The following is a 23,747-nucleotide window of genomic DNA, read 5'->3' as shown; positions in this document are numbered from 1 at the left end:
CGTAGGTCCATTTCTCCAACCATGAATTTCTTTCATGTTCAATGTGAAACAATACCAATATTATTCAACTCGTGAAGCAAGTATAAAAAACGGACTGCTCTGGTGTTAGGCACTGCGACCACCGTTTTTAGTACGAACTGTTCGTCGTAAACGCTGCGCAACCTAACGATTGGGAAAACCAAAAAACAAAAATATCCCCATGCACAGAGTTAGGAAAAGTCTGCTTTATCTAAGGAAATAGGATACCAACTCACGATGAATAACGATTTCACATTTGCTATCAAAAGCATTCGTTTTGATGAGAATTACCAACCATCAGACAACACGCGAATCACTACCAACTTTGCTAATCTGGCTCGTGGAAACTACCGCCGAGAGAATCTGCGCAATGCACTCCGAATGATCGACAATCGTTTTAATGCGTTGGCACATTGGGATAATGCGCAAGGTGACCGCTACTCAGTAGAGCTTGAAATCATCTCTGTTGATATGGATATCCAAGGCAGTGGCGAAGCCTTCCCATCAATTGAAGTGCTCAAAACCAACATTGTTGACCACAACACTAACGAGCGCATCGAAGGCATTGTGGGCAACAACTTCTCTTCATACGTTCGTGATTACGACTTTAGCGTTTTGCTGTTGGACCACAACAAAAACCAGCCCCGTTTCAGCATCCCAGCTAACTTCGGTGATTTGCATGGCAAACTGTTCAAAGCTTTCGTTAATTCTGAGTCTTACAAACAGCATTTCAAAAAGCTGCCTGTGATTTGTTTGAGCGTATCGGACAACAAGGTATACCGACGCACCGAAAACCAACATCCTGTTTTGGGCTTTGAATATCAGCCGAACGAATCTTCGTTGACGGAGCAGTACTTCAAAAAGATGGGCTTACAGGTGCGCTACTTTATGCCACCAAACAGTGTCGCACCATTGGCATTCTACTTCTTCGGTGACTTGCTGAACGATTATTCAAACCTAGAGCTTATCAGCACGATAAGCACGATGGAGACATTCCAGAAGATTTACCGACCTGAGATTTACAATGCCAACGCGGTTGCCGGTAATTGCTACCAGCCAAACCTAAAAAACCTAGACCACTCGCTAACTCAAATCGTTTACGACCGAGAAGAGCGCAGCCAACTGGCGATTGAACAAGGGAAATTTGCCGAGGAGCATTTCATCAAACCTTATCAATCTGTGCTTGAACAATGGTCTGCAAACTACGCGTAATCGACAACGAGAATCTAGAAAGGAATGACGATGAAAACACTATTACCGACTTCAACGGCTGGCAGCTTACCGAAACCTTCTTGGCTGGCCGAACCAGAAAAACTTTGGTCACCGTGGAAACTGCAAGGTGAAGAACTGATTGATGGCAAACGCGATGCGCTACGTGTCGCTTTGCAAGAACAAGAACTGGCAGGCGTTGATATCGTCAGTGATGGCGAGCAAACTCGCCAACATTTTGTGACGACCTTTATTGAGCATTTAAGCGGCGTAGATTTTGAAAACCGCAAAACGGTGACCATTCGCAACCGTTATGAAGCAAGTGTTCCGACTGTGGTTGGCCCAGTAAGCCGCACAAAGCCCGTGTTTGTTGAAGATGCCAAGTTCTTGCGTCAGCAAACTAAGCAACCTATCAAGTGGGCGCTGCCTGGCCCTATGACGATGATCGATACGCTTTATGATGATCATTACGGTAGCCGTGAAAAGCTGGCTTGGGAATTTGCAAAGATCCTCAATCAAGAAGCGAAAGAGCTTGAAGCGGCAGGTGTTGACATCATTCAGTTTGATGAGCCTGCGTTCAATGTGTTCTTCGATGATGTGAACGAGTGGGGCATTGCATGTTTAGAGCGTGCGATTGAAGGGCTGAAATGTGAAACGGCGGTGCATATCTGCTATGGCTACGGCATCAAAGCGAACACGGATTGGAAGCAAACGCTAGGCACTGAATGGCGACAATACGAAGAAGTATTCCCTAAATTGCAGCAGTCGAATATCGATATTATCTCGCTCGAATGTCATAACTCACGAGTGCCTATTGAGTTACTTGAGTTGATTCGCGGTAAGAAAGTGATGGTTGGTGCGATTGATGTTGCAACCAACGAAATTGAAACGCCAGAAGAAGTGGCGAATACACTGCGAGAGGCATTGAAATACGTTGATGCCGACAAGCTTTACCCATGCACCAACTGTGGTATGGCGCCTTTGTCTCGTGAAGTATCAACCGCTAAGCTCAATGCGCTAAGTGCGGGAGCGGAGATTGTTCGTAGAGAGCTGTCTGCTTAAGTTATTCAAAATATTTTCCCTTTAGATAAACAAAAAAACCAAGAGCTCGGTTCTTGGTTTTTTCTTAAAACAGACGTTGTAACTTCGCGCTAGTTCATTTCTAGCTGTCGAACTTCAGGATGCTTTAGCAACATTACACGAATCCAGTGATGCACTACCCACATCACCATCGCGGTGAGCAGAACCGCAACGAAAATCGAGCTGAAACGGTACAAGATCGAAAAGAACGCGTCTTTTTGTTCTGGCACCAATGAGGTCGTCAGCGGAACCGATAGGGCAGACATGGCAGAAAACGCGATAGCCGCTTTAATTTGCCCTTTGGTGAGCCACGAGCAGAATGGCCCCATAGCAATGGTAAAGGCGAGCCAAAAGAGTAGCCCATGCCCATACCAACTGCCCAATATCAGCTGAACAGCCATCCCTGCGATGCAGCCTAGTGCGGTGCCGATGATGCGAATTTTTGCCATGGCGAGCGAGCCCGCTAAAGTCATTGGGGTTAGGATGATCAAAATGGAAGCTTGTGCGGACAGCGAGTCATATAAGTCCGCTACTTGGAATACGATAAATGCCGCCATCGCCACTACCCAACCCATAGCAACTTGGCTGATGTAGTCAATATCGCTTTTTACTGGGGTCGACATCTCAATGTGCTCGGCGGGGGATTTTGGCTCCGGGAACAACCAATACGCGAATGCGCAAACAAAAATATTGCTGAACGCCATCACCCACATGTTGACGTTGAACTCTTCAATATCCATGAAGTTATAGCTGGCAAAGTTCAACACAATTGAACCCACCAACAATCCCATGTAACCAAACAAATAGGTTTTCTGGTTCATCATTGCAATGCACTTGAACAGCATCATAATTCCGACGGCAACGGTCATTAATGTTGGATGAAACTGCAAGTATTCCAGCAAAAATGTGGCTTGTATGGTTGTCCACACCGCAGAGAAAAACACGATCAATAAAGCCGAAAGATTAAAGTTGTCCATTCTGCCCAATATAAACAGCGGCATCATGATGGCAAAAAATCCGTAAGACCAACCGAAGATCATGCTTAGCGCGAGCCCTAAAGAGCAGCCGAACCAAATTCGTAAGGTTTTCATTGTCGCCGCCTAGTAAATGAAGTGGAACCAGCTTGCGAGGTGAATCTGTGCTTGCGCCATCAACTGCCAGAAAATGCTGTTGTCTGGGTACAAAACAATGGTAGCGCGAGAGCCGACAAACAGTGCTGGTGGTAACTCTTCGCTGCTGGTTAGGTTCACTCGTGTACGCTGCGCATCACGTACCCAGCGGTTGTTGACTTCCACTTTGGTTAGTGCGCCATTAGGCGTTTGTTGTGCGGCTGCTACACCGTAATCGCGGCTAGCTAAATCAAAGTCGTACACCGAACCTGGGTTGGCATCAAATGTGACCAAGGCGTGGAAAGTCTTGTCTACGTTCGCGACGGATTTTTCACGAAAATCAGCGGCTACCCAGAGTGATCCTGTTGGTACAAATGTCAGCAGTGGCATGTTGGTGTTTGCCATTGTGCCCACTTCTAGTTGAAGGTTGGTCACGACACCATCACTGGGAGCGAGTACCGCGGTATTTGCCAAATCAAGTTGCGCCTTTTCGATGCCGTTTTTGGCAATTCGAACGGCGGTGCTTTGACCTTTTTGATCGCCTAATTGCGCCTCAATGACTTTTAAGTTTTGTCGTTCCGCTTTAAGCGCTGCACGTGATACCTGATTTTGGGCAAAGGCATTATCGAGTGTCGATTGAGAGATGACTTTCTGTTTCGATAACGTCAGTAAGCGGTTGTACTCGCGGTGTGCATTATCAAATGTCGCTTGTGCGCGGGCAATATTGGCAAGAGCGGCTTCGCGTTGAGAATACAGCGTTGCTTCTTTTTCATAAGCGGACTGCAGAGACAGCTCCGCCTGTTCAAGCGCTATCTTGTATTTACGATCATCAATCGTAAACAACACATCGCCTTTTTGAACGGACTGGTTATTTTCGATGAGAACGTCAGTCACTTTGCCAGATACCTCGGGCGCGACTTGGACAACGTATCCTTGTACTCGTCCTTCGGTCGTTAAGGGAGCGTGGCGGTCAGCAATGATAATGTACAAAAATAGTACGATGAACAGGACAATCAAAGTTCGCATCCAGTGTTTGAATTTTTGGTCAGCCGTCATTACAAGTTCCGTTAAACATATTGGATAGCGGATTATAGAGAAGTCACTCACAATTCAGTAGAATGATAATACGAACATAAATGACCTAAAAGTAGGACAATGAACGTTAGTTTTGATGATATTTACCTATTCACTCAGACGGTGGTTCACGGCGGTATAAGTGCGGCGGCAGAGGCGAATCAACTACAACGCTCAAAAGTGAGTCGTCGCCTGCAAGAATTAGAGAAATCACTCGGGGTACAGCTTTTGATCCGCACAACACGCAGCATTGAGTTGACGGAGCACGGGAAACGCTTGTTTGAGTTGGTGGGGCAGCCTATTGACCATATTCAGCAAGGTTTAAATGCCATGCATGAATATCAACAAGAGCTAACGGGCAAGGTGCGTTTAGCCATTCCTTCCGCATTGATGAGCTCTGCCGCGTTTAACGCGATCATCACCGAGTACACAACGCGGTATCCGGAGATTTCGGTCGAGATTGAAAACCATCAAGAGAGTGTCGATCTTAAGCGTCAATCGTTTGATTTGCAGCTTCTTCCTAGCGTGGTCAAAGTCACCGATGACAGCTATGTGCAGTTCAGTCTTTTGCCTTATCGTAGTCACTTTGTTGCGTCAAAAGCCTATCTAGAATCGCATCCGCCAGTAAAAACGGTGGAAGATCTTAAGCAGCATCGCCTTTTAACTAATCGTTACAATGCCGATTTGCTCGATTCAGATCTGCATGTGGCGTTGCGTTCGGATGACCTCAACTTGCTGCGCTCGATGGCGATAGCAGGAAACGGCATCGCGTTTATTCCACAAATTCATTCCAAGCCTGCATTGCGAGATGGTTTGTTGGTCGAGGTGCTGCCTCAATTTGCGCATCCGAAGCAGCATCTTACTCTGATTTATCCCTCGGCCTTATTTCTGCCCAATAAAGTCAAAGCCTTGATTGAGCTAATTCGAGAGAAATTTAAATAGTCAGTTCAAACCACCCTTACCTAAGGGCAAATGTGTGAGCGAAGGTCATCTTTCTAGGTTTTATTGCTCTAACATGAAAGGGTTCTGATACATTAACTGTTGTTCAACTTGTTGAGTATGGTTTGTGGTCGCACAAGATAGGAGATGGAAATGTTATCGAAAGGAAACACGGGCCTGATTGTGGTGGATGTTCAGGGCAAACTCGCTACATTAATGCATGAAAGCGACGCACTGATTGAAAATATCACGAAACTGGTAAAGGGTGCCAAAGCACTAGATTTGCCTATTCTGTGGCTAGAACAGAATCCAGAAAGGTTGGGCCCAACCGCGGAGCCGATTCGTGAAGTGCTTGAAAGCACGCATTTACCTATTACCAAGTACACGTTTGATGGTTGCAAAGAGGCGACGTTTAAGGTCGCGGTGGAGAACGCGAAAGTTGATACCTGGTTGGTTTGCGGTATTGAATCCCACATTTGCGTCTATCAAACCGCGGTTTCTCTGCGCCAGTCCGGTTATCGCGTTGAATTAGTCACGGATTGTGTCTCTTCCCGAACCGCTGCCAATAAAGCGCTCGCTCTTGCGAAGTTAACCGCTAACGGTGTGGTGCTCACTGGGTTAGAAATGTGTTTGTATGAAATGGTCGAAGATTGCCGAGCACCTGAATTCAAAGAAATTCTGGCGCTCATCAAATAGTGGAATCACTGTAATCAGCAACAACTTTATTTGAACACGCTATTCAAATTCTCGTTGATATCTTGGCAACATCGACTCGTTGCCAAGTAACCCGCCTTGGTGAATATAAATCACCGTTTTATCTGTGTTCTCTTCCAACCAAGGGGTGAGGCATTGCCACATATACGGGTCGTATAACAGGTCAAATTCGAGGTCGGTTTGCTCAAAGAGTGCTTTCCATGTGATGTAATCTTCTTCGTACAAGCGACCAAAATGGTGTTTGTTGCGCACGGTTAAAATGGTTGGGTGGCTGTTTTCACCGAGCTGGTTGAACTGCTCAGTTAAGTAATCTGCATCGCCTACGCAAGGGCAAGTTAGCACTTCTATGCCGTGTGGGCTTAAATGTTTATGAAGATATAAAGCCGTCGTGCCAGTACCTGATGGCAGGGCGACCGTAAACTGCTCTTTACCTCTCAATCGCGTCCAATCAAGAATTTCTCGTGCTAACTGTTTGATGCCAGCTTCAGCGAGGTGGGAACGTCCACCCTCTGGAATCAGCAATGTCGACTCATCTACTCTTCGTACCTGGTGGATGTATTCACTAGGGTGAAGTTCGCTACCGATGTCTTGCATGGCGGTGATTTTCATACCCAAATCGAGAGCGCCGCGATAGTTTCCGATGGGGGAGCTTTTTAGCCAAGATGGAATGTGATGAACATAAAACTCAAATGCCCAACCTTTAATCTGGGCGAGAGCCGCTAGCGAGTACATGGCATTAGATTGAGCGGAGCCAAAGCTTATTAACGTGGTGATGTTGGGATTTTGCTCTTCCATTAACGTCATAAACTTACGTGCTTTGTTCCCAGAAAAGTGAGAGTGGAGCATGTCGTCACGTTTAAGGAAAAATTTGTGCCCATTAAAGCTATGTTGGGTGATAGGACTTTCTGAGAGTTTCATGTCGATGCTGACGGAATAAACCGTGTCACCTTTGCCATTTAAAAAGGGCGCGTAGTGTAACGCCATTAAACCCAGATAAAAAGTCTGTGTTTCAGTACAACCATTTCGGTTATTCCTGATGTTTTGACTCGCACTCACCGGTGCTGTAATACCATTGCAATGGTTTCACTTCTATCCTTTGGTTACTTTGATTCCATGCTATTCCACCCCATGACTCGCCTTTCTACCTCAAGCCACGTACACTACTCCGCTTATTTCCATTCAATCAGAAGGCTTAGTTTTGCAGACTCTAGAACAATTAAAAACAGGACAATTAGTAGGAATTAAACAACTGAAGTTGGCTGAAGGGCTAACTGAGTTCCCTATGGAAATTTTAGAGCTTGCAGACTCGCTTGAAGTGTTAGATTTATCCGGCAACGCACTGTCAGATTTGCCACAAGAAGTGGAACAGCTGACCAAACTAAAAATCATTTTTGCTTCCAATAATCAGTTCACCCATTTACCAGAGGTATTGGGCAAGCTGCCAAACCTTGAGATGGTTGGGTTTAAAACCAACAAGATCAAAGTGGTGAGTGAAGCCTCACTACCAAGTCAGTTACGTTGGCTGATCCTGACTGACAACGAGATTGAAACGCTGCCAAACAGTCTGGGTGAAAGGCCGCGCTTAAGAAAGCTTGCACTGGCGGGGAATCGCATCAAACTACTGCCAAGTAGCATGGAAAACTTAGTTAATTTGGAACTGATTCGTCTCTCTGCGAACCAGCTAGAGCACTTTCCGGATGTGTTGATGAAGCTACCTAAATTGGCATGGTTTGCTTTTGCAGGTAATCCATTCTGCAAACACCCATCTTCGCTAAACAGTGTGCCGAAAGTGACCTCAAACAGTTACTCGCTTAACCATGTTCTCGGCCAAGGGGCAAGTGGCGTGATTTCTCATGCTAACTGGATTGATGCTCAATACGACTTCCCGAGTGAAGTTGCGGTAAAAGTGTTCAAGGGCGAGGTCACCAGTGACGGTTACCCTCATGATGAACTTGAAGCGTGTTTGCAAGCTGGGCATCACAACAACTTAGTGAAATCCATCGCGCAAGTGGATGACGGTAAAGAGCTTGCGTTGGTGATGGAGCTGATTCCAAACAGTTACTACAACTTGGGTTTACCGCCAACGTTGGAAACCTGCACCCGGGATACGTTCCCACAAGGGTTTACGCTGACAATCGAGCAAATGAATTCTATTGTTGAGCAGATGGTGGACGTATTTAATCACTTACACGACAACAAGGTGTGTCATGGTGATTTGTATGCGCACAATACGTTGGTGAACGAGCAAGGGGAGATGATCTTCGGTGACTTTGGCGCGGCGAGCATTTACGGCTATTTATCGGGCGAGCAGCAAGCTGCAATCAGAGCCATTGAATCCAGAGCGTTGAAGTACTTTATCGAAGATGTGTTTTCTGTGTGCGAAGCGTCGGAATCGGCATCGCAAGCATTCGAACGACTAGTTGCGCTTGCGGCATAAGATTTCATTCAATCGAATAAGAAAGAGGTATCGAACCGCCCGTTTTGATACTGAGCAAATGAGATACCTCTTGATTGAATCTAGTGCTGAGGAAGTTACTCTGAGCAAGCCTCATGATGCTCTGACGAAAGGTCAATCACAGCCTCACATCCACCCTCAGAATGTGTATCAATAGTGAATTGCCAGCCATAGCGTCGGCATAAGTCATCCACAATCATGAGCCCCAAACCATGGCCTTCGGCATCTGGCACGGAAGAGAAGCCTTCACCTTCATCTCTCACCGACAGTGTGGTATCGGTCATGGTGATATGAATCGTTCCTGCTGACGTGGCTGCAATGCCGTTGCGAATTAAGTTACTCAACGTAATGTTAAGCACTGCAGTGGTCGCTTTGGTTTGCGGATGGCCCAATATCTGTACATTAAATTCCAACGACTTTTCATCGGCTTGCGCTTGGCTAAGAGCAACGATGTTGTGAAGCTCTTGCTCTGAGATGGTTCGAACGGGGCTGTCGTCTGTGTTGCGTTCATATCGCACCAAACCCAACAAAGCATCAACCATGGTCGACATCTGCTGAGTAGCATCTTGAATACGGCCAATCTGACGCTCTTGAAACGGCGTGCTTGGGCTTCTGGCTAGCAGGCTGCTCGATCCTTTCATCACCGTTAGTGGCGTTCTCAGTTCATGACTGGCATATCGCGCAAAAGCTTGCTCGCGTTTGATCACCTGATTGATTTGGCTGCGATATTCATTGAGCTGAGAGGCTAACGTTTGGAACTCTTTAGCCGAACCTTCAGGCACGATGAATTTTTGGGATGTATCGCCTTGGTGTTGGTCTAGCTGCACCTTGAGTGCGCTGACTGGCTCAATCAAACGTTGTGATAGGCGCAGTAAAAGGCTGCCAAAAATTAGAATAAGCGCCGTTACCACCGCTAGTACCATTACGATGACATAAACAAACTCGGTTGAGGTGATTTCGATTTCATCAATGAGTGAAATCAGAATGATAGGGTGCTCTTCGCCATTTTGGTTAAAAGTGCTCATGTAAATCATTCTGGTGTTCGGCTCTTGACCGACTTCACCGAGAAAGTACTGCTTGTCTTGCAAAAAAGGCTGGTAGATAGGCGGGATCAGATTGATGTCGTTGTACGCCGTTGTTAGCAGATCGAGCTTTATCATTCCGTCGCCAGGATGACGCCTAAAATGCTCAATCGCTTCTTTCTTGTCGATCATAATACGTCGTTCACCGACGCGATCTTCCGACCACAACAACGCGCCACTAACAAGTGCGAAGCACAGCAGACCAATCACAATCGACACCAACAGGAAGAAGAGTTCGAGGCGTCCAGTTAAGCTTTGTGTGTTGTTAAATAAGCGGCGAATCATGCCCCCGGCTCCAAGCGGAAGCCGACTTTAGGGATGGTTTTCAATAAATGTTCTTCAAAGGGTTTATCGAGTTGACCGCGCAGTTGATAAATGTGGCTGCGCAAAACGTCATTGTTTGGCTCATTTTCTTGCCATAGGCGGAATGCGATTTCTTCACGCGTCACAACTTCGGGGGCATTTTTGACCAGCATTTCTAGAATAGTGTACGTGGTTGGATTCAACGCCAACAGCTTATCTTGACGGTAGGCTTGATGCGTTTTTTGATCGATAGACACTTCGCCATACTGGAGTTTGGTTGATGCAACCGTACCGCGATAGCGTTTAATCAATGCAGTCATGCGTGCTTCAAGAATATCGAGATCAAACGGTTTGGTGAGGTAGTCGTCGGCGCCGTGTTGGAAGCCTTTGAGCATGTCGTCTCGGCTATCAAGTGCTGTCAACATCAACACCGGAGTGTTATTACCCGCATCGCGCAGCTTGTTGCACAGTGTTAGGCCATCCATGCGCGGCAGCATGAGGTCGAGCAAAATGATGTCAAACGCATTATCCATCGCCAGCTTTAAGCCTAGCTCACCGTTGTCGGCATAATCCAGCTGCATGCCAGCACACTCAAAATAATCGAACAACATTCCCGCTATTTCACGATTATCTTCTACCAAAAGTACACGTTTCATTTATTCTTATCCAATCTCGATAAATTCGAATGTTGATCTTAACGAACATTATTCACTATAGGTGTGAAAAAGTTGTCGACAATGATTTTCTCACCTTTGTGTCGGTTTTCAATGTCTAACTTAAATACAGTTGTACCTGTTTATTTATATCTATCAATACTGATTGAAATATAAATGGTATAGATTGGTTGGTTCTGTTAACTCCATATAAAACATGAAGATACTGAATTATTTATGTGACACTGAGCACATTATTAATAATTGCCAATCTTCACAAGTGCACTTGATAGGGAAGGTTCTTACTTTTTATAAAACCATTTTTTAGATATGGTTATTGCGTTTAAATACAAACGCTTAGATTCTCTTTTTTTGAGATAATTCAATCAAATCAATGGTTTCATGCATAAGCGAAACGCTGCATTATTTTATTTTTATTAATAAAACTACATTTTCTGTTCTTGAACTATTCATAAATGAAAGTCTCCCATTAACTTTACTTGTTTAAAATCCATGATCCTTTCAATGCTTAATGCCAGATAAAAATCAATTTGTGAGGCTATCATGTTTAACAGTATACGCACTCGAATTGCTGTCATTGCGGGTGGGGCAATGGCCTTCACTCTATTGATTGCAATGGGTATGACAACCAATGCGTTCACGCAAGTGAATGAACAAATCACTACAAAAGTAAAATCTCAACTGACCGAAGCCACCACGACCGACCTGAGCAATACGGCGATTCAGCAAGGGCTGAATATTTCCAACCAGTTAGAGCCAGTGTTGGCGAACTTAAAGCAAGCGCGTTCAATTATCGAATTAAGCGCAGAGACGGCCGCGACGCCAGACATTATTGTTAAACAGTTTATTGCGTCGCTAGAAGCTCAGAACAAAGCTGTGTTTGCTGGTTACATGGTATGGGAAAAGCCATCGTGGGTTGAGCCAACGATTCAAGACAAAAGCCTTGGCTTTAATAGCGAAGGCTACTTAGCACCATTCTTTTCGCCAAATTCGCACAACAGTTTTGATGTTGTGGCGATGGATAGCTTTAGCAATACTGAATTAAACAACAACGGTGAGCGTAAAGACGATTGGCACTTGATGCCTTTCGAAACGGGCAAAACGTTCGTGATGGAACCGTACATGTATCCGGTTCGCGGCAAACAAGAACTGATCACGACCATCAGCCAACCAATCAAGTTACGTGGCGAGATCATCGGCTCTCTCGGTTTTGATTTGTCATTGAACGAGTTACAAAGCCAAAGTGAAGATTACGCGAGCGACTTGTTTGATGGACAAGGCCGTATTCTGATTTCTTCGTGGAAAGGCATCACACTGGCGAACAGCAGCCAAGCGGATCAAGTGGGCAAGAAAGTCTCTCATGAGTTGGCGTCTCAATGGGCTCGTATTCAATCCATTGCGAAACAAAAGGGCGCAGGCCTTGTGACGTTTGGCGGGGATGAGTATGCGATTACTGCAATTGACACCAGCGATGCGCCTTGGATCGTTATGGTGTCGGTTCCCAGTAGCTTCCTTAAAAAGAACGTGGATGACTACGAGCGATGGAGTGAAGAACAAAGTGCAGAAGCTCTTGAAAAGGGAGTGTGGGCAGGGATTATTGCGGCTCTGATTGGTATTGTTGCGATGACAATGATCGCGACCTCGTTGGGCAAAGTTTTAACTAACTTAGTGGAGCGTTTTAAAGACGCAGCACAAGGCGAGGGCGACCTAACTTACCGCATTGAGGTGAAAGGTAAGGACGAAACCGCCCAACTGGCGCACTGGTTTAATACTTTCCTCGCTCGCATTCAGGAAATGCTTTTAACCGTAATGGCGACGGCAGACCAAGTTGATAAAAACGCAAGTGAAGGCCAAGCACGTGCGGCGGCTTCGAGAGATCAACTGAACGTTCAAGTGAACGAAGTCAACTCGCTAGCAACGGCGATTAATGAGATGAGCGCAACCGCACAAGAAGTGGCAAATTCTGCGGTACAAGCAGCAGCGGCGGCAAGCCAAGTTCAAAGCAATAGCGCGAATGGCATGTCGCGTATGGACAATGCTGCAAGCGCGGTGGATAACCTCGCTTCGCAAGTGAATGATGCACAGCACCAGACGCAGAATTTGGTGGCTTCAAGCACGGCTATTCAGGGTATTCTGAGTGAGATTGGTGGCATTGCCGATCAAACCAACTTGTTGGCGCTGAACGCTGCGATTGAAGCTGCGCGTGCTGGTGAAGCGGGTCGTGGTTTTGCTGTGGTAGCCGATGAAGTCCGCAACCTTGCAACGCGCACGCAAGGCTCGACAGAAGAAATTCGTGCAATGTTGGCTCGTTTGGAGCAAGAAACGCAATCAATCGTCGTGTTGATGGAGCAAAGCCAGAAGCAAGCGGTGGATACCAAAGAAGAAACACAAGCAGCGCAGTTGGCGTTGGCCGAAATCAACCAAGCTATTGAAGTAATTAATGATATGAATAATCAGATCGCTTCAGCGGCAGAAGAGCAAAGTTCGGTGTCGGAAGAGATCAACCGCAATGTGGTTGTGATTAATGATACGGCGATGGAAGTGATGGATACCATGTCATCTTCTGTAGCGATCAGTAACGAACTGACAGTAAAAGCCAGTGATCTTCACGGTGAGTTGAGTAAGTTCAAGTTGTCTTAATCAAGCGAGTGAGTTCAAGCCAGCTCACTAGGTTCATTTCCGGCAAAACGATTGGCGAGAAATATCGAACAAAACAAAAGGGCTCCAGAGTTACCTCTGGAGCCCTTTTTAATATTCAAGTTCTAATGAACTAACGACGTTTTGGCTTACGTTGACCTGCTGGTTTGCCTTGGCCTTGTGGACGACCTTGGCCTTGCGGCTTGCTACCTGCTGGGCGGTTTGCACCGTTGCCGCTAGGGCGCTGGCCGTTGCTAGCAGGGCGTTGACCACCTTGTACTTTACCAGAACCGTTACGGTTGCCAGATGGTTTACCATCTTTTGAACCGCCTTCAGAGCGTTTGTTCAAATGACCACCGAAGCCTGGTTGGTTTTTGGTATGTTTGGTTGCAAAGCGGTTTGCCCCGTGACGGCCAGACTTACGACGTTGCGCTGGAGTTTGAGCATCAATATCTTCAGCAGGAACCAAACATGTTGGTTTGTCACCAATCAAATGCTTCTTGCCCATGTTGATCAGTGCTTCACGAATCAATGGCCAGTTAGCAGGATCGTGGTAACGCAGTAGTGCTTTGTGCAAACGACGTTGACGTTCACCTTTCGCTACTGGAATGTCTTCGCGCTGTTTGTATTTCACGCGTTTCAGAGGGTTAGTCTCTGAGTAGTACATTGATGTTGCGTTACACATCGGCGATGGGTAGAAGTTTTGTACTTGGTCACACTCGAAGTTGTTTTTCTTCAGCCACAGAGCAAGGTTCAGCATGTCTTCATCTTCTGTGCCTGGGTGCGCAGAGATAAAGTAAGGGATTAAGTACTGCTTTTTGCCTGCTTCAGCACTGTACTTCTCGAACATTTCTTTAAAGCGATCGTACGTGCCCATGCCCGGTTTCATCATCAGATCAAGAGGGCCTTTCTCTGTATGTTCCGGTGCAATCTTCAAGTAACCACCTACGTGGTGAGTTACGAGCTCTTTTACATATTCTGGTGATTCAATCGCAAGGTCGTAACGTACGCCAGATGCGACCATCACTTTCTTCACGCCTTCAACTTTACGCGCTTCGCGGTATAGATCGATGGTGTGTTTGTGGTCTGTATTTAGCTTGTTACAGATGCCCGGGAATACACAAGACGGACGACGACAGTTCGCTTCCGCTTTTGGATCTTTACAACCTAGGCGGTACATGTTTGCAGTCGGGCCACCAAGATCGGAAATTGTGCCGGTAAAGCCCGGAACTTTGTCGCGAATTTCTTCAATCTCATTGATGATCGATTCTTTCGAGCGGTTTTGAATAATTCGACCTTCATGCTCGGTAATTGAACAGAAAGAACAGCCACCAAAACAACCACGCATGATGTTCACAGACGTTTTGATCATGTCATACGCTGGAATTTTTGCTTTGCCGTACATAGGATGAGGAACACGCGCGTAAGGCAGGCCAAACACAAAGTCCATTTCTTCGGTCGTCAATGGGATTGGGGCTTGGTTTACCCAAAGTTCACGATCACCATGGCTTTGAAGTAACGCTCGACCTGAGTACGGGTTCGTTTCTAAATGCAATACACGACTTGCATGAGCATAAAGAATGCGATCGTTTCTTAGCTTTTCAAACGAAGGCAGGCGAACCGCAGTTGTCGCAGCATCGTGGCGTGATGGGCGAATCGTGATTGGTTGTGCAACTGGCTCATCTTTTTTAGTTTCACACTGAGTTTCTACTTCGTATGGGTTCTTTGGTACGAACGCTTCCTTAAGAGGTTTTTCAATGCGAGAAGAATCGATAACCGTGTAGCCTTCTGGCGCGGCTGGCAAGTTCACGGCAGTACCACGAATATTGGTCATGGTGCTGATGTCTTCGCCATTTGCAATGCGATGCGCTACTTCTACAAGTGCGCGTTCTGCGTTACCGAAAAGTAGGATGTCTGCTTTTGCATCAAACAGTACCGAACGGCGAACTTTATCTGACCAGTAATCGTAGTGCGCAACACGGCGTAGGCTAGCTTCGATACCACCTAAAACAATTGGTACTTCTTTGTAAGCTTCACGACAACGCTGAGAGTAAACCAAAGTCGCGCGGTCTGGGCGTTTGCCACCTTCGTTATTTGGTGTGTACGCGTCATCGTGACGAAGTTTTTTATCCGCGGTGTAACGGTTGATCATGGAGTCCATGTTACCCGCAGTGATCCCGAAGAACAGATTTGGCTTACCAAGCTGCATGAACGCATCTTTGTTTTGCCATTCTGGTTGAGCAATGATACCGACACGGAAACCCTGCGCTTCTAGCAGACGGCCAATGATAGCCATACCAAAGCTCGGGTGATCTACGTAAGCATCACCGGTTACGATGATAATGTCACAGCTATCCCATCCTAGGGCATCCATTTCTTTGCGACTGGTCGGCAAGAAAGGTGCCGTACCAAAACACTCTGCCCAGTATTTTTTGTACTCATGAATAGGAGTGATGTTATTGGTCATATTTTGCTCTCTGTTCCAGGGAGCGCGAATTATAGCGATTTGATGATCAGGTATCTATAACAAACTCATCTATTCAAGCCCAGTTCAGCGAGTTTTATTTGGTTTGCAGAAATATCATTGTTATATCGACGATTTTTTATCTGATATCCCCTTTGAAGCCTTATGGTTATTAGCCTGCTTAGATTTGTTTGTCGCAATTTTAATACATTTGATAAGCAATGGAATGCTTATTTGAAACTCGCCTATAATCAAATTAGTGCATAGTTAAAAGTGCATGTGCCGAGCATGCTCGAAGCAACATTCAAAACGGCAAGGCTTAACCTGTTAACTTTCGAGTCAGAACAGAGAACCTAAAGGTTCCTCAAACATCGACAGTGACATTGGGTTTTGAATGGAGAGCAAAAAGGCCGACCAAAATAAGGGGGCTAGGAAATGAGCGAATCACTAACGATTGCACAAGGACAAGTGCAGCACGCAGCCAATCACACTCAGGTCGTGGAATGGTCTTATGACATCTATACTCGTGAGTTTGAATGCGACCAACCAAGCATGGCCAATGCTTTTGGCTTTAAACGTCCGATTAACAGTTTAGATGAGCTGCTTCAATATATGTTGATGGGGCAGCAAGAGGCTTGTCGTCAACGCATTGCGGGCGTCGAATTTATGGGTGGGCAAGGGCATTTTTCTTGCTGCTTAATGCCTAGTGACGCCAAGCTCATTCATGTCACCATGAGTTTTGAAAAGCTCAACGAGCGGATTGTTCAAGGCACAATCATTCCTCAGCTGACCATCACTGGGTGTGAAGAGCTGGCGAAGATTCTTGAAACCATCTTCGATTTGCCAAACGTCGGCGTACTCGTTGCCGATGAGGACACGCGTATTCTTGGTTGCAATCGCGCCTTTGAGCTTCAGATGGGGTATCAAAATCGTGATCTCGTTGGGTTAAAAACCTACATCTTCAGCACTTCTCACCATAGCCAAGCGTTCTACGATCAACTTTGGAAACACATTGATGAAGAAGGGTATTGGAGCGGCAATCTTCTTAGCCGCACAGCCAATGGCAGTAACCAAGCGCATCATTTGTGTATCTATCGCCTCACATTCAATTCAGGGCGTGTGCTTTTTCTCGGTTTTTCAACGGATATCTCGGCTTCCCTTTTGTGGATGAAAAATCGTTGTGAGCAAGTGCAAGACTGGTCGGCATTTTTGCCAACCAGAGATGAATTCGAACTTCAATTGGATAACCTCGCAAACGAAAGTGGTCACAAAGACCTTAATATCGTGATGACGCTAAGACCGAACTTTGCCCAGAAATGCATGTTGGAACAACAGCTAGGTTTTGCGGACTTTATCATGCGTAGTCGCTACACCAGCATTGCGGGGCAGTTGTCGCGAGACGTCTTTGTGGTCTGTTTACAAACGCCACATTGTCAGTGGTTGAGCCCCTTGCGCTTGATTCAAATAGCCATGAAAGGCTTCTTTTCTGAGCTGAGAAGTGAAATGGGGAACAAAATGCACGCTACGATTGTGGAAGGGCAAACCGGGGTTTCTGTTCTTGGGTATGACACCAACAATCCCAAACAGGCACTTGCTCATGCGGCGCAAGCGATGGTGTCTTCGAAAGCTGGAGAAAACGGCTACTTCAACTTTTACAACAGTGAACTTCACGCCGAGTTGGTGAAACGTCAGCATTTGGAAACGTTCCTGAAAACCCAAATTGAAAGTGAGCTGGTGGATGTGTATTTTCAGCCAATTATTGAAACGCGAACCGGCAATGTGGTGAAGTTCGAGGCATTAGCGCGCTTCTATCACGAAAACAGCGAGTACAGCACGCAAGAGATGATTTCCATCATTGAAGACCTGGAGTTGATCGCTGCGCTGGATGACGTTGTTTGCCAAACCGCGCTGAAGCAGTGGCCACATTTGCAAAAAATCTATGGCGAAAATATCGGACTTTCCATTAATCGCTCGTTGAATACCAAGCTGGATTCATTGCAAGTTCTCCAGCGATCGCTCGATTTGATTAAAGCCAGCGATGTAAACCCAAAACTGGTGACTATTGAGTTAACAGAAACCGCGTATTTCGAGCAAGATGAAGAACACGCGTTTGCGTTAGAACAGATTCGCCAAGAGGGTATTCAAATTGCGATTGACGACTTTGGTACGGGCTACTCTTCGTTTTCTTATTTGGAAGAAGGGCAATTTGATGTACTAAAAATCGACCGCAAGTTCGTCAAGAATATTCATGAGGGCAGTACAAGTTATAACATCGTCAAAACCATTACCGATTTGGCACACAAGCTGAACGTCGAGGTGGTTGCCGAAGGTGTCGAGTCACAACGCGAGCTCGAAGTGTTGGCTGGTATTGGTGTTGATTACATGCAGGGCTTTCTCTTTTCTCAGGCGTTGCCAGTCGTACTACTCGATACGGCTCAAGCTCATGACAAACTTTTTAATGGTGTGATGGTTAAACCGACTCAAGATGCGATGTTACAGTCGTTATGTCATCACGATGTGCGCCGACTCGACCCAGGTGAACCGCTGTCTTTGGCGGTGGAATACATGAATCTGAGCCCAAGCGCACCTTTGGTGGTCATCAATGAAAACCGCTGCGTTGGGTTGATCACCAAAGAGCAAGTCAACTTGCACATGACGCCAGCGATGGGGACAGATTTAGAAACCGAGCGCGAACATCGACTTTGGAAACGGCCAGTCAATCAGGTGATGAGCACCGCATTTGAACAAGTTGATGCCTGTTTGCCAGTAGCGGCCATTCGAGATTTGATCAAAGCTGGTATAGGCTTCCCTTGGATCTTGTGCGACGCCAAAGAAGAATATCGTGGGCTACTCACTCAAGATGATGCCTTGCAGTATCTGGCTTCTTGCTAATGACTAGGTCAAGTATTGCTGCACAGGCTTAATATTGAACGCATGAGCATTAAGCCTGTTTGATGCAATTTGGATCGCAAGTTAGGCGGAGAGTTTAGGTGGTTTGGCGATAGGTGATTTGCTATTATCGCCACCCCAAAACGACTTTTGAGCTTGCATTCAACATGATTCAACAATTGCTGGTTACTTTCCCTCCAATGTTATTTGGCGCACAAGCGCTGCTGACTTTGCTTTTGATCAAGGGCGATATTTGTCCGGGTCAGCGAGGTCGTCTCCACAAAATGTTGCCTGCGATAGGGGTACTTTGGCTTGCGGTGGCATCACTTCGTATTGAAGCGTTTATGGTGGTGTTCGCGATTTTCTATTTCTACTCTCAAGTTCAGACTAAGAAAACGCGTGAAAAGGGCCCGTTGTGGGCGCTGCATTTGGCGAATGGTTTGGCGTTTGCTTACGTGAGCATTCAAGTGTTTGAACAGCCTAATTGGCCTGCTTCAGCAGCGATGGCTGTGATGATCTTCTTCTTAGGTGCGTCGTTCTCTCAATTGCTGCTTACGATTGCCCGTAGCCGACTACAGGCGTTTCACCGTATTTTACCCGTAACGGGTATTGTTTCTGGCATGTTATTGGTGCTTGCGATTTTATTTTCATCGTACCAATTGGATGAAGCTACGCTTGCGAGCGCGACGCAGCCGATTTTGATCTCTTTAGCGCTGCTTATCTCTACCATTGTGGTTTGGTGTTGGCATATCTTCACACATAAGGCGCCAGAAAAAGTGCAACTGAGCATTGCTTTGCTGCTTGCTCTTGCTTCCATGACAAGCCTACAAGGTTTGTTTGCTCTGGCTGTTTAACAGTCTGATAGTGAGTTCACGATCTCGAGTGAGCTCACTTTAAATTCTCCAGATCCTGTCTACGCTGTATGTATATACCCAAGTAACCTCGAGATGCTTGGTTCAGCGAGAATGACTTGGTTTGAAGGCGAGGCAACAATTTGAAGATCTAGTGGTTCTAAATCAAAAATTGTTAACAAAGCATGCGAACCAAGACAACTCGCCCTTTGGGAGCGTGTCACTAAAGCAATTTCATCGTCAAAAAACTTGGAAATAGCTGGCTATTCCGTCTTGAACTTGAATTAGTGACAACGCTCTGAACTCTACATCTTGAAGTCACTTGGGTATATACCTTGATACGTTGTCGAAGAGGAGTGTCGCGATGGATTTAAGCAATGTAGGCAATCTGGATAGCATCATTTTGTTGGGTATCGTCAACGAAAAACTACGCTTAGAGTGCGACAGTTTTGACGAGTTGGCTTCGGTCTACGAAATGGATGTTGAGTCGGTGGTGGGCAAACTTGATATGCTTGGTTATCAGTACGACCCACTCACCAATCAATTCAAAGCGTACGAACGCTAGTCTCAATCGATTCCTTGTTGTTAAGCCATCTTGATGCCGTCAAGATGGCTTTTGCATTGTTGTCTCGCCGTCGCAAAGAAGGCTTGCAGATAACGCTTATCTTTTTCAGAGTTACGCGTTGCTGCGAACAGACGACGCCACAAACCTTTGCCAAATGGTTTACTGGTGATTAACCCCTGACGAGAAAACTCGGATATCGCCCAGTTTGGCAACGCCGCAACGCCCAACCCTGCCGAAACCATTTGCACCAGCATTAAGGTATTGTCCGCTTGCTTCCATCTGGCAGGCTCGACGCCGGCCGGCTGCAAGAAGTGCTTAACAACGTCCAATCTTTGTTTTTGAACCGGATAAGAGAGCATAGTTTGATCGGCAAGATCTTGTGGTTCGATAATTTCTTTGTCAGCTAATGGATGATTGGTTGCAGTAATCAGGCGCATTTCGAAGTCAAACAACGGTTCATAATGTACCTCAGAACGGGGTTGAATATCCGACGTGATAACGAGATCTAACTCGCCAGCCAACAATGCGGGTAGGGGCTCAAACCCGAAGCCGGACGAAAAATCCAACGTGACGCTTGGCCACGCCAATTGATATTCCCTTAGAGCAGGCATGAGCCATTGGAAGCATGAGTGACATTCGATCGCCATGTGTAATCGACCGTTGACGTCCTCTTTCAAACTTGCCAGTTCGTTTTCTGCTCTTGCCAACTTTGGCAAAATATCTTCCGCGAGGCGCAAGAGAATTTCACCCTCAGAGGTAAATTTCACTGGGCGAGTTTTGCGTAAAAATAACTGACCGCCAATACGAGATTCGAGATCTTTGATTTGGTGAGAAAGAGCGGATTGCGTTAAGTGCAAGGCAGTAGCCGTAGCAGTTAACGAGCCGGTGTCTCGAAGCGAAGTTAATGTTCGCAAATGTTTTAGCTCTATCATGAATCCCTTTCATCCTTTGTGGTTCGCCGTGAACGAATTCCTATCCCAGTCAACAACGGCTCAATATGGTTTCTTAATGCTCTGTCTTGTTGAAATACTCAATAGCTACTTTGAATTTTTGATTTAAGAATAAACACTTATCAAACAAATCCACTTAACTCGCAAGCAATTTTTTATTGCTGTTAAAACGTATTGATTGACTGCGACAGACATAACTAACTTAACGACAAAAAACGGATATGTAAACGTCTAGACGTCTATTGTTGTAATTTATTTGCGAATGAAATCGACCCATGATGAATTTTTTTAATAAACAAGTTGAATAAATGGACGTTGTCCAAACGACAGAGGAGAGAGATAGTTTAGCCATCCAGACATCTTGTGAATTTAGAGAAAGATGCTCTGACCTAAACAAATTGAACAAGGTTGAAAAAGGAATAGGGACATGGCTACAACAACGCACATACTCGGTTACCCACGCATCGGTGAAAAACGAGAATTAAAATTCGCTCAGGAAAAATACTGGCGCGGTGACATCGATCAAACAGAGCTTAAGAAAGTCGGTGCAGATCTGCGCGCTAAAAACTGGCAAACACAAACAGAGGCTGGTTTAAGTTTTACTACCGCTGGCGACTTCGCTTGGTACGATCATGTATTGACGACGACGTTGCTATTGGGTCACGTGCCAAAACGTCACGCAGGTGGTTTTCCTAATCTCGATACGCTCTTCAAAGTGGGTCGTGGTCAATCTCAAGCGGGTTGTGGTTGTGCGGGTGCAGCAGCATCGGATATGACTAAATGGTTCAACACAAACTACCACTACATCGTACCTGAATTCAGCAAGGACGATACGTTTGAAGTGAGCTGGCCGCAACTGTTTGAAGAAATCAACGAAGCAGTCCAAGCTGGGCATAAAGTGAAGCCGGTATTGCTCGGCCCAGTTAGTTATCTTTACTTAGGTAAAGAGGTAGAAGAAGGGTTCGATCGCCTGACGCTACTGCCACGATTGCTTACGGCTTACCAAGCTATTTTGGCTAAGCTGGCGAGCCAAGGTGTTGAGTGGGTTCAGATTGATGAGCCGATTTTGTCGCTTGAGCTAGAAAAACAGTGGGCTGACGCGTTCAAGCTGGCATACCAAGTGATTCGTAGCGATGTGAAAGTGCTGCTAACGACGTACTTCGATTCTGTCACCGATACCCTAGACAAAATTGTTGAGTTACCAGTGGACGGTTTGCACGTTGATTTGTCTGCCGCGCCTCAGCAGCTTGACGACGTGGTTGCCAAACTACCAGAAGGTTGGGTGCTTTCTGCCGGAGTTGTGAATGGCCGTAACGTGTGGCGCTCGGATTTGAGTGCGCAACTTGAACGTCTACAGCCAGTCAAAGAGAAATTGGGCGACAAGCTTTGGGTGGCGAGTTCATGTTCTCTATTACATAGCCCAGTTGATCTGGAACTGGAAACAGAGCTAAGTGAAGAAGTGAAAAGCTGGTTTGCATTCGCAAAACAAAAAGTGACAGAAGTCGCTTTGCTTGGCCGAGCACTCGACGGTGATCAAAATGCGATTCTCGCTTGTGATACCTATAGCCAGCCAATCAAAGCACGTAAAACGGCAACACATGTGAATAAGCCCCAAGTGCAAGCTCGTTTAAACAATATTACAGCTTCACTTGCCGAGCGCAGCGCACCTTACGCGGAGCGTGCTGCGCATCAAGCTGAAGTGTTGGGTTTACCTTTGTTGCCAACCACGACTATCGGTTCTTTCCCTCAAACAGGTGAAATCCGTGTTCAGCGCAGTGCTTATCGTACTGGTCAGTTATCTGAGTCCGACTATATCCAAGCACTTAAAGGACACATTGCGGATGCCGTAAAACGCCAAGAAGCGCTCGACCTAGATGTACTTGTGCATGGTGAAGCAGAACGTAACGACATGGTGGAATACTTCGCGGAGAATTTGGCGGGCTTCCAAACGACGAAGTTTGGTTGGGTACAGAGTTACGGTTCGCGCTGTGTGAAACCAGCCATTGTGGTTGCCGACATTGAGCGTGAAAAGCCGATTACGGTTGAATGGTCGACGTACGCACAATCGCTAACCAGCAAGCAGATGAAAGGCATGTTAACTGGCCCAGTGACGATTCTATGTTGGACGTTCCCGCGTGAAGACATCACACGTCAAGAAATCGCGCAACAACTGGCTTTAGCACTGCGTGATGAGGTTTCTGATTTGCAAGATGCAGGCATCAATATCATCCAAATCGATGAGCCTGCGATTCGTGAAGGTCTGCCGTTGAAAAAGCGCGATCACAAAGCGTACTTAGAATGGGCGGTGAATGCATTTAAGATCTCAGCAGCGAGTGCAAAACCAGAAACTCAGATTCACACTCACATGTGTTACAGCGAGTTCAATGAAATCATCGATTCTGTTGCAGCGCTCGATGCGGATGTGATTACCATTGAAACGTCACGCTCAAATATGGAACTGCTTAAAGCGTTTGAAGAGTTCAATTACCCGAACGAAATCGGCCCAGGTGTTTATGACATTCACTCACCAAATATTCCGACGGAAGAGTGGATTGAAGGCTTAATTAAGAAAGCGGCAGAAAAGATTCCGGTACAACGTTTGTGGGTAAACCCAGACTGTGGTTTGAAAACACGTAACTGGGCAGAGACGGAAGCTGCACTTGCCAACCTTGTGTCTGCTGCGAAGAAGCTTCGCGCAGAGCTTGCATAAGGTAGCTCTTCACCAATTTAAAGT

Annotated in this window: 17 protein-coding genes; 10 read left to right on the top strand and 7 right to left on the bottom strand. The window is 46.1% G+C overall.

The window, feature by feature from the left end; genetic code table 11:
• Positions 1-255: 255 nt before the first annotated feature.
• Both ACF8EG_RS07270 and ACF8EG_RS07265 read left to right on the top strand, forming a co-directional pair.
• The gene (locus ACF8EG_RS07270) at positions 256-1,230 is read left to right on the top strand and encodes a DUF1852 domain-containing protein (RefSeq protein ID WP_005457949.1); all 975 of its coding nucleotides are present in this window, start codon (positions 256-258) and stop codon (positions 1,228-1,230) included.
• A 30-nt stretch (positions 1,231-1,260) separates the two neighbouring features.
• Positions 1,261-2,289, top strand: a complete 1,029-nt coding sequence (locus ACF8EG_RS07265) for a methionine synthase (protein ID WP_005481684.1) — start codon at positions 1,261-1,263, stop codon at positions 2,287-2,289.
• An 89-nt stretch (positions 2,290-2,378) separates the two neighbouring features.
• Here the strand turns inward: ACF8EG_RS07265 and ACF8EG_RS07260 are convergent, their stop codons facing one another.
• Together ACF8EG_RS07260 and ACF8EG_RS07255 are read right to left on the bottom strand one after the other, a co-directional pair.
• Complete coding sequence (locus tag ACF8EG_RS07260; RefSeq protein WP_206926087.1) at positions 2,379-3,398, bottom strand: DUF2955 domain-containing protein; 1,020 nt, start codon at positions 3,396-3,398, stop codon at positions 2,379-2,381.
• A 9-nt stretch (positions 3,399-3,407) separates the two neighbouring features.
• On the bottom strand, positions 3,408-4,472 hold the full coding sequence (locus tag ACF8EG_RS07255) for an HlyD family secretion protein (RefSeq protein WP_005376744.1): 1,065 nt from the start codon (positions 4,470-4,472) through the stop codon (positions 3,408-3,410).
• Positions 4,473-4,571: 99 nt separating this feature from the next.
• Here ACF8EG_RS07255 and ACF8EG_RS07250 point away from each other — a divergent pair, with 99 nt between their 5' ends.
• Together ACF8EG_RS07250 and ACF8EG_RS07245 are read left to right on the top strand one after the other, a co-directional pair.
• Positions 4,572-5,432, top strand: a complete 861-nt coding sequence (locus ACF8EG_RS07250; RefSeq protein ID WP_005376746.1) for a LysR family transcriptional regulator — start codon at positions 4,572-4,574, stop codon at positions 5,430-5,432.
• 150 nt (positions 5,433-5,582) lie between these two features.
• Positions 5,583-6,125 (top strand): hydrolase, encoded by a 543-nt coding sequence (locus ACF8EG_RS07245; protein ID WP_005457944.1) that lies wholly within the window; start codon positions 5,583-5,585, stop codon positions 6,123-6,125.
• 39 nt (positions 6,126-6,164) lie between these two features.
• On the opposite strand, the gene ACF8EG_RS07240 is transcribed toward ACF8EG_RS07245, so the two are convergent.
• Positions 6,165-7,061, bottom strand: coding sequence for a 1-aminocyclopropane-1-carboxylate deaminase/D-cysteine desulfhydrase (locus tag ACF8EG_RS07240; protein WP_069504739.1), 897 nt, complete (start codon positions 7,059-7,061; stop codon positions 6,165-6,167).
• A gap of 280 nt (positions 7,062-7,341) precedes the next feature.
• Between ACF8EG_RS07240 and ACF8EG_RS07235 the strand changes: the two genes are divergently transcribed.
• A complete protein-coding gene (locus ACF8EG_RS07235; RefSeq protein WP_069504635.1) occupies positions 7,342-8,580 on the top strand; it encodes a leucine-rich repeat-containing protein kinase family protein in 1,239 nt (412 codons plus the stop codon).
• Positions 8,581-8,675: 95 nt separating this feature from the next.
• Here ACF8EG_RS07235 and ACF8EG_RS07230 read toward each other — a convergent pair whose 3' ends face one another.
• Entirely contained in the window at positions 8,676-9,965 is a 1,290-nt protein-coding gene (locus tag ACF8EG_RS07230) for a HAMP domain-containing sensor histidine kinase (RefSeq protein ID WP_042765777.1), read from the bottom strand.
• On the bottom strand, positions 9,962-10,639 hold the full coding sequence (locus tag ACF8EG_RS07225) for a response regulator transcription factor (RefSeq protein ID WP_005457963.1): 678 nt from the start codon (positions 10,637-10,639) through the stop codon (positions 9,962-9,964). Before ACF8EG_RS07225 ends, ACF8EG_RS07230 begins: the two co-directional genes overlap by 4 nt.
• Before the next feature lie 561 nt (positions 10,640-11,200).
• On the opposite strand from ACF8EG_RS07225, the gene ACF8EG_RS07220 reads away from it, so the two are divergent.
• Positions 11,201-13,297, top strand: a complete 2,097-nt coding sequence (locus ACF8EG_RS07220; protein ID WP_069504633.1) for a methyl-accepting chemotaxis protein — start codon at positions 11,201-11,203, stop codon at positions 13,295-13,297.
• A 130-nt stretch (positions 13,298-13,427) separates the two neighbouring features.
• Here ACF8EG_RS07220 and ACF8EG_RS07215 read toward each other — a convergent pair whose 3' ends face one another.
• Positions 13,428-15,761, bottom strand: a complete 2,334-nt coding sequence (locus ACF8EG_RS07215) for a YgiQ family radical SAM protein (protein ID WP_069504631.1) — start codon at positions 15,759-15,761, stop codon at positions 13,428-13,430.
• 432 nt (positions 15,762-16,193) lie between these two features.
• On the opposite strand from ACF8EG_RS07215, the gene ACF8EG_RS07210 reads away from it, so the two are divergent.
• From ACF8EG_RS07210 to ACF8EG_RS07200, 3 genes are all read left to right on the top strand, one after another.
• Positions 16,194-18,650: an EAL domain-containing protein gene (locus ACF8EG_RS07210; protein WP_069504628.1), complete on the top strand. Its 2,457-nt coding sequence runs from the start codon at positions 16,194-16,196 to the stop codon at positions 18,648-18,650.
• 164 nt (positions 18,651-18,814) lie between these two features.
• The gene (locus tag ACF8EG_RS07205) at positions 18,815-19,501 is read left to right on the top strand and encodes a hypothetical protein (protein ID WP_021453098.1); all 687 of its coding nucleotides are present in this window, start codon (positions 18,815-18,817) and stop codon (positions 19,499-19,501) included.
• A 361-nt stretch (positions 19,502-19,862) separates the two neighbouring features.
• Positions 19,863-20,063, top strand: coding sequence for a DUF4250 domain-containing protein (locus tag ACF8EG_RS07200; RefSeq protein ID WP_005457961.1), 201 nt, complete (start codon positions 19,863-19,865; stop codon positions 20,061-20,063).
• 20 nt (positions 20,064-20,083) lie between these two features.
• Here ACF8EG_RS07200 and metR read toward each other — a convergent pair whose 3' ends face one another.
• Positions 20,084-20,995, bottom strand: a complete 912-nt coding sequence (metR, locus tag ACF8EG_RS07195) for an HTH-type transcriptional regulator MetR (protein WP_005481610.1) — start codon at positions 20,993-20,995, stop codon at positions 20,084-20,086.
• A gap of 445 nt (positions 20,996-21,440) precedes the next feature.
• On the opposite strand from metR, the gene metE reads away from it, so the two are divergent.
• Positions 21,441-23,723, top strand: coding sequence for a 5-methyltetrahydropteroyltriglutamate--homocysteine S-methyltransferase (metE, locus tag ACF8EG_RS07190; RefSeq protein WP_023585308.1), 2,283 nt, complete (start codon positions 21,441-21,443; stop codon positions 23,721-23,723).
• Positions 23,724-23,747: the final 24 nt, after the last annotated feature.

The organism is Vibrio sp. YQ_11, assembly GCF_043103065.1.
GTDB lineage: Bacteria > Pseudomonadota > Gammaproteobacteria > Enterobacterales > Vibrionaceae > Vibrio > Vibrio parahaemolyticus.
The sequence above is the reverse complement of the archived record's forward strand: the minus strand, read 5'-3'. Positions and strand labels throughout refer to the sequence as shown.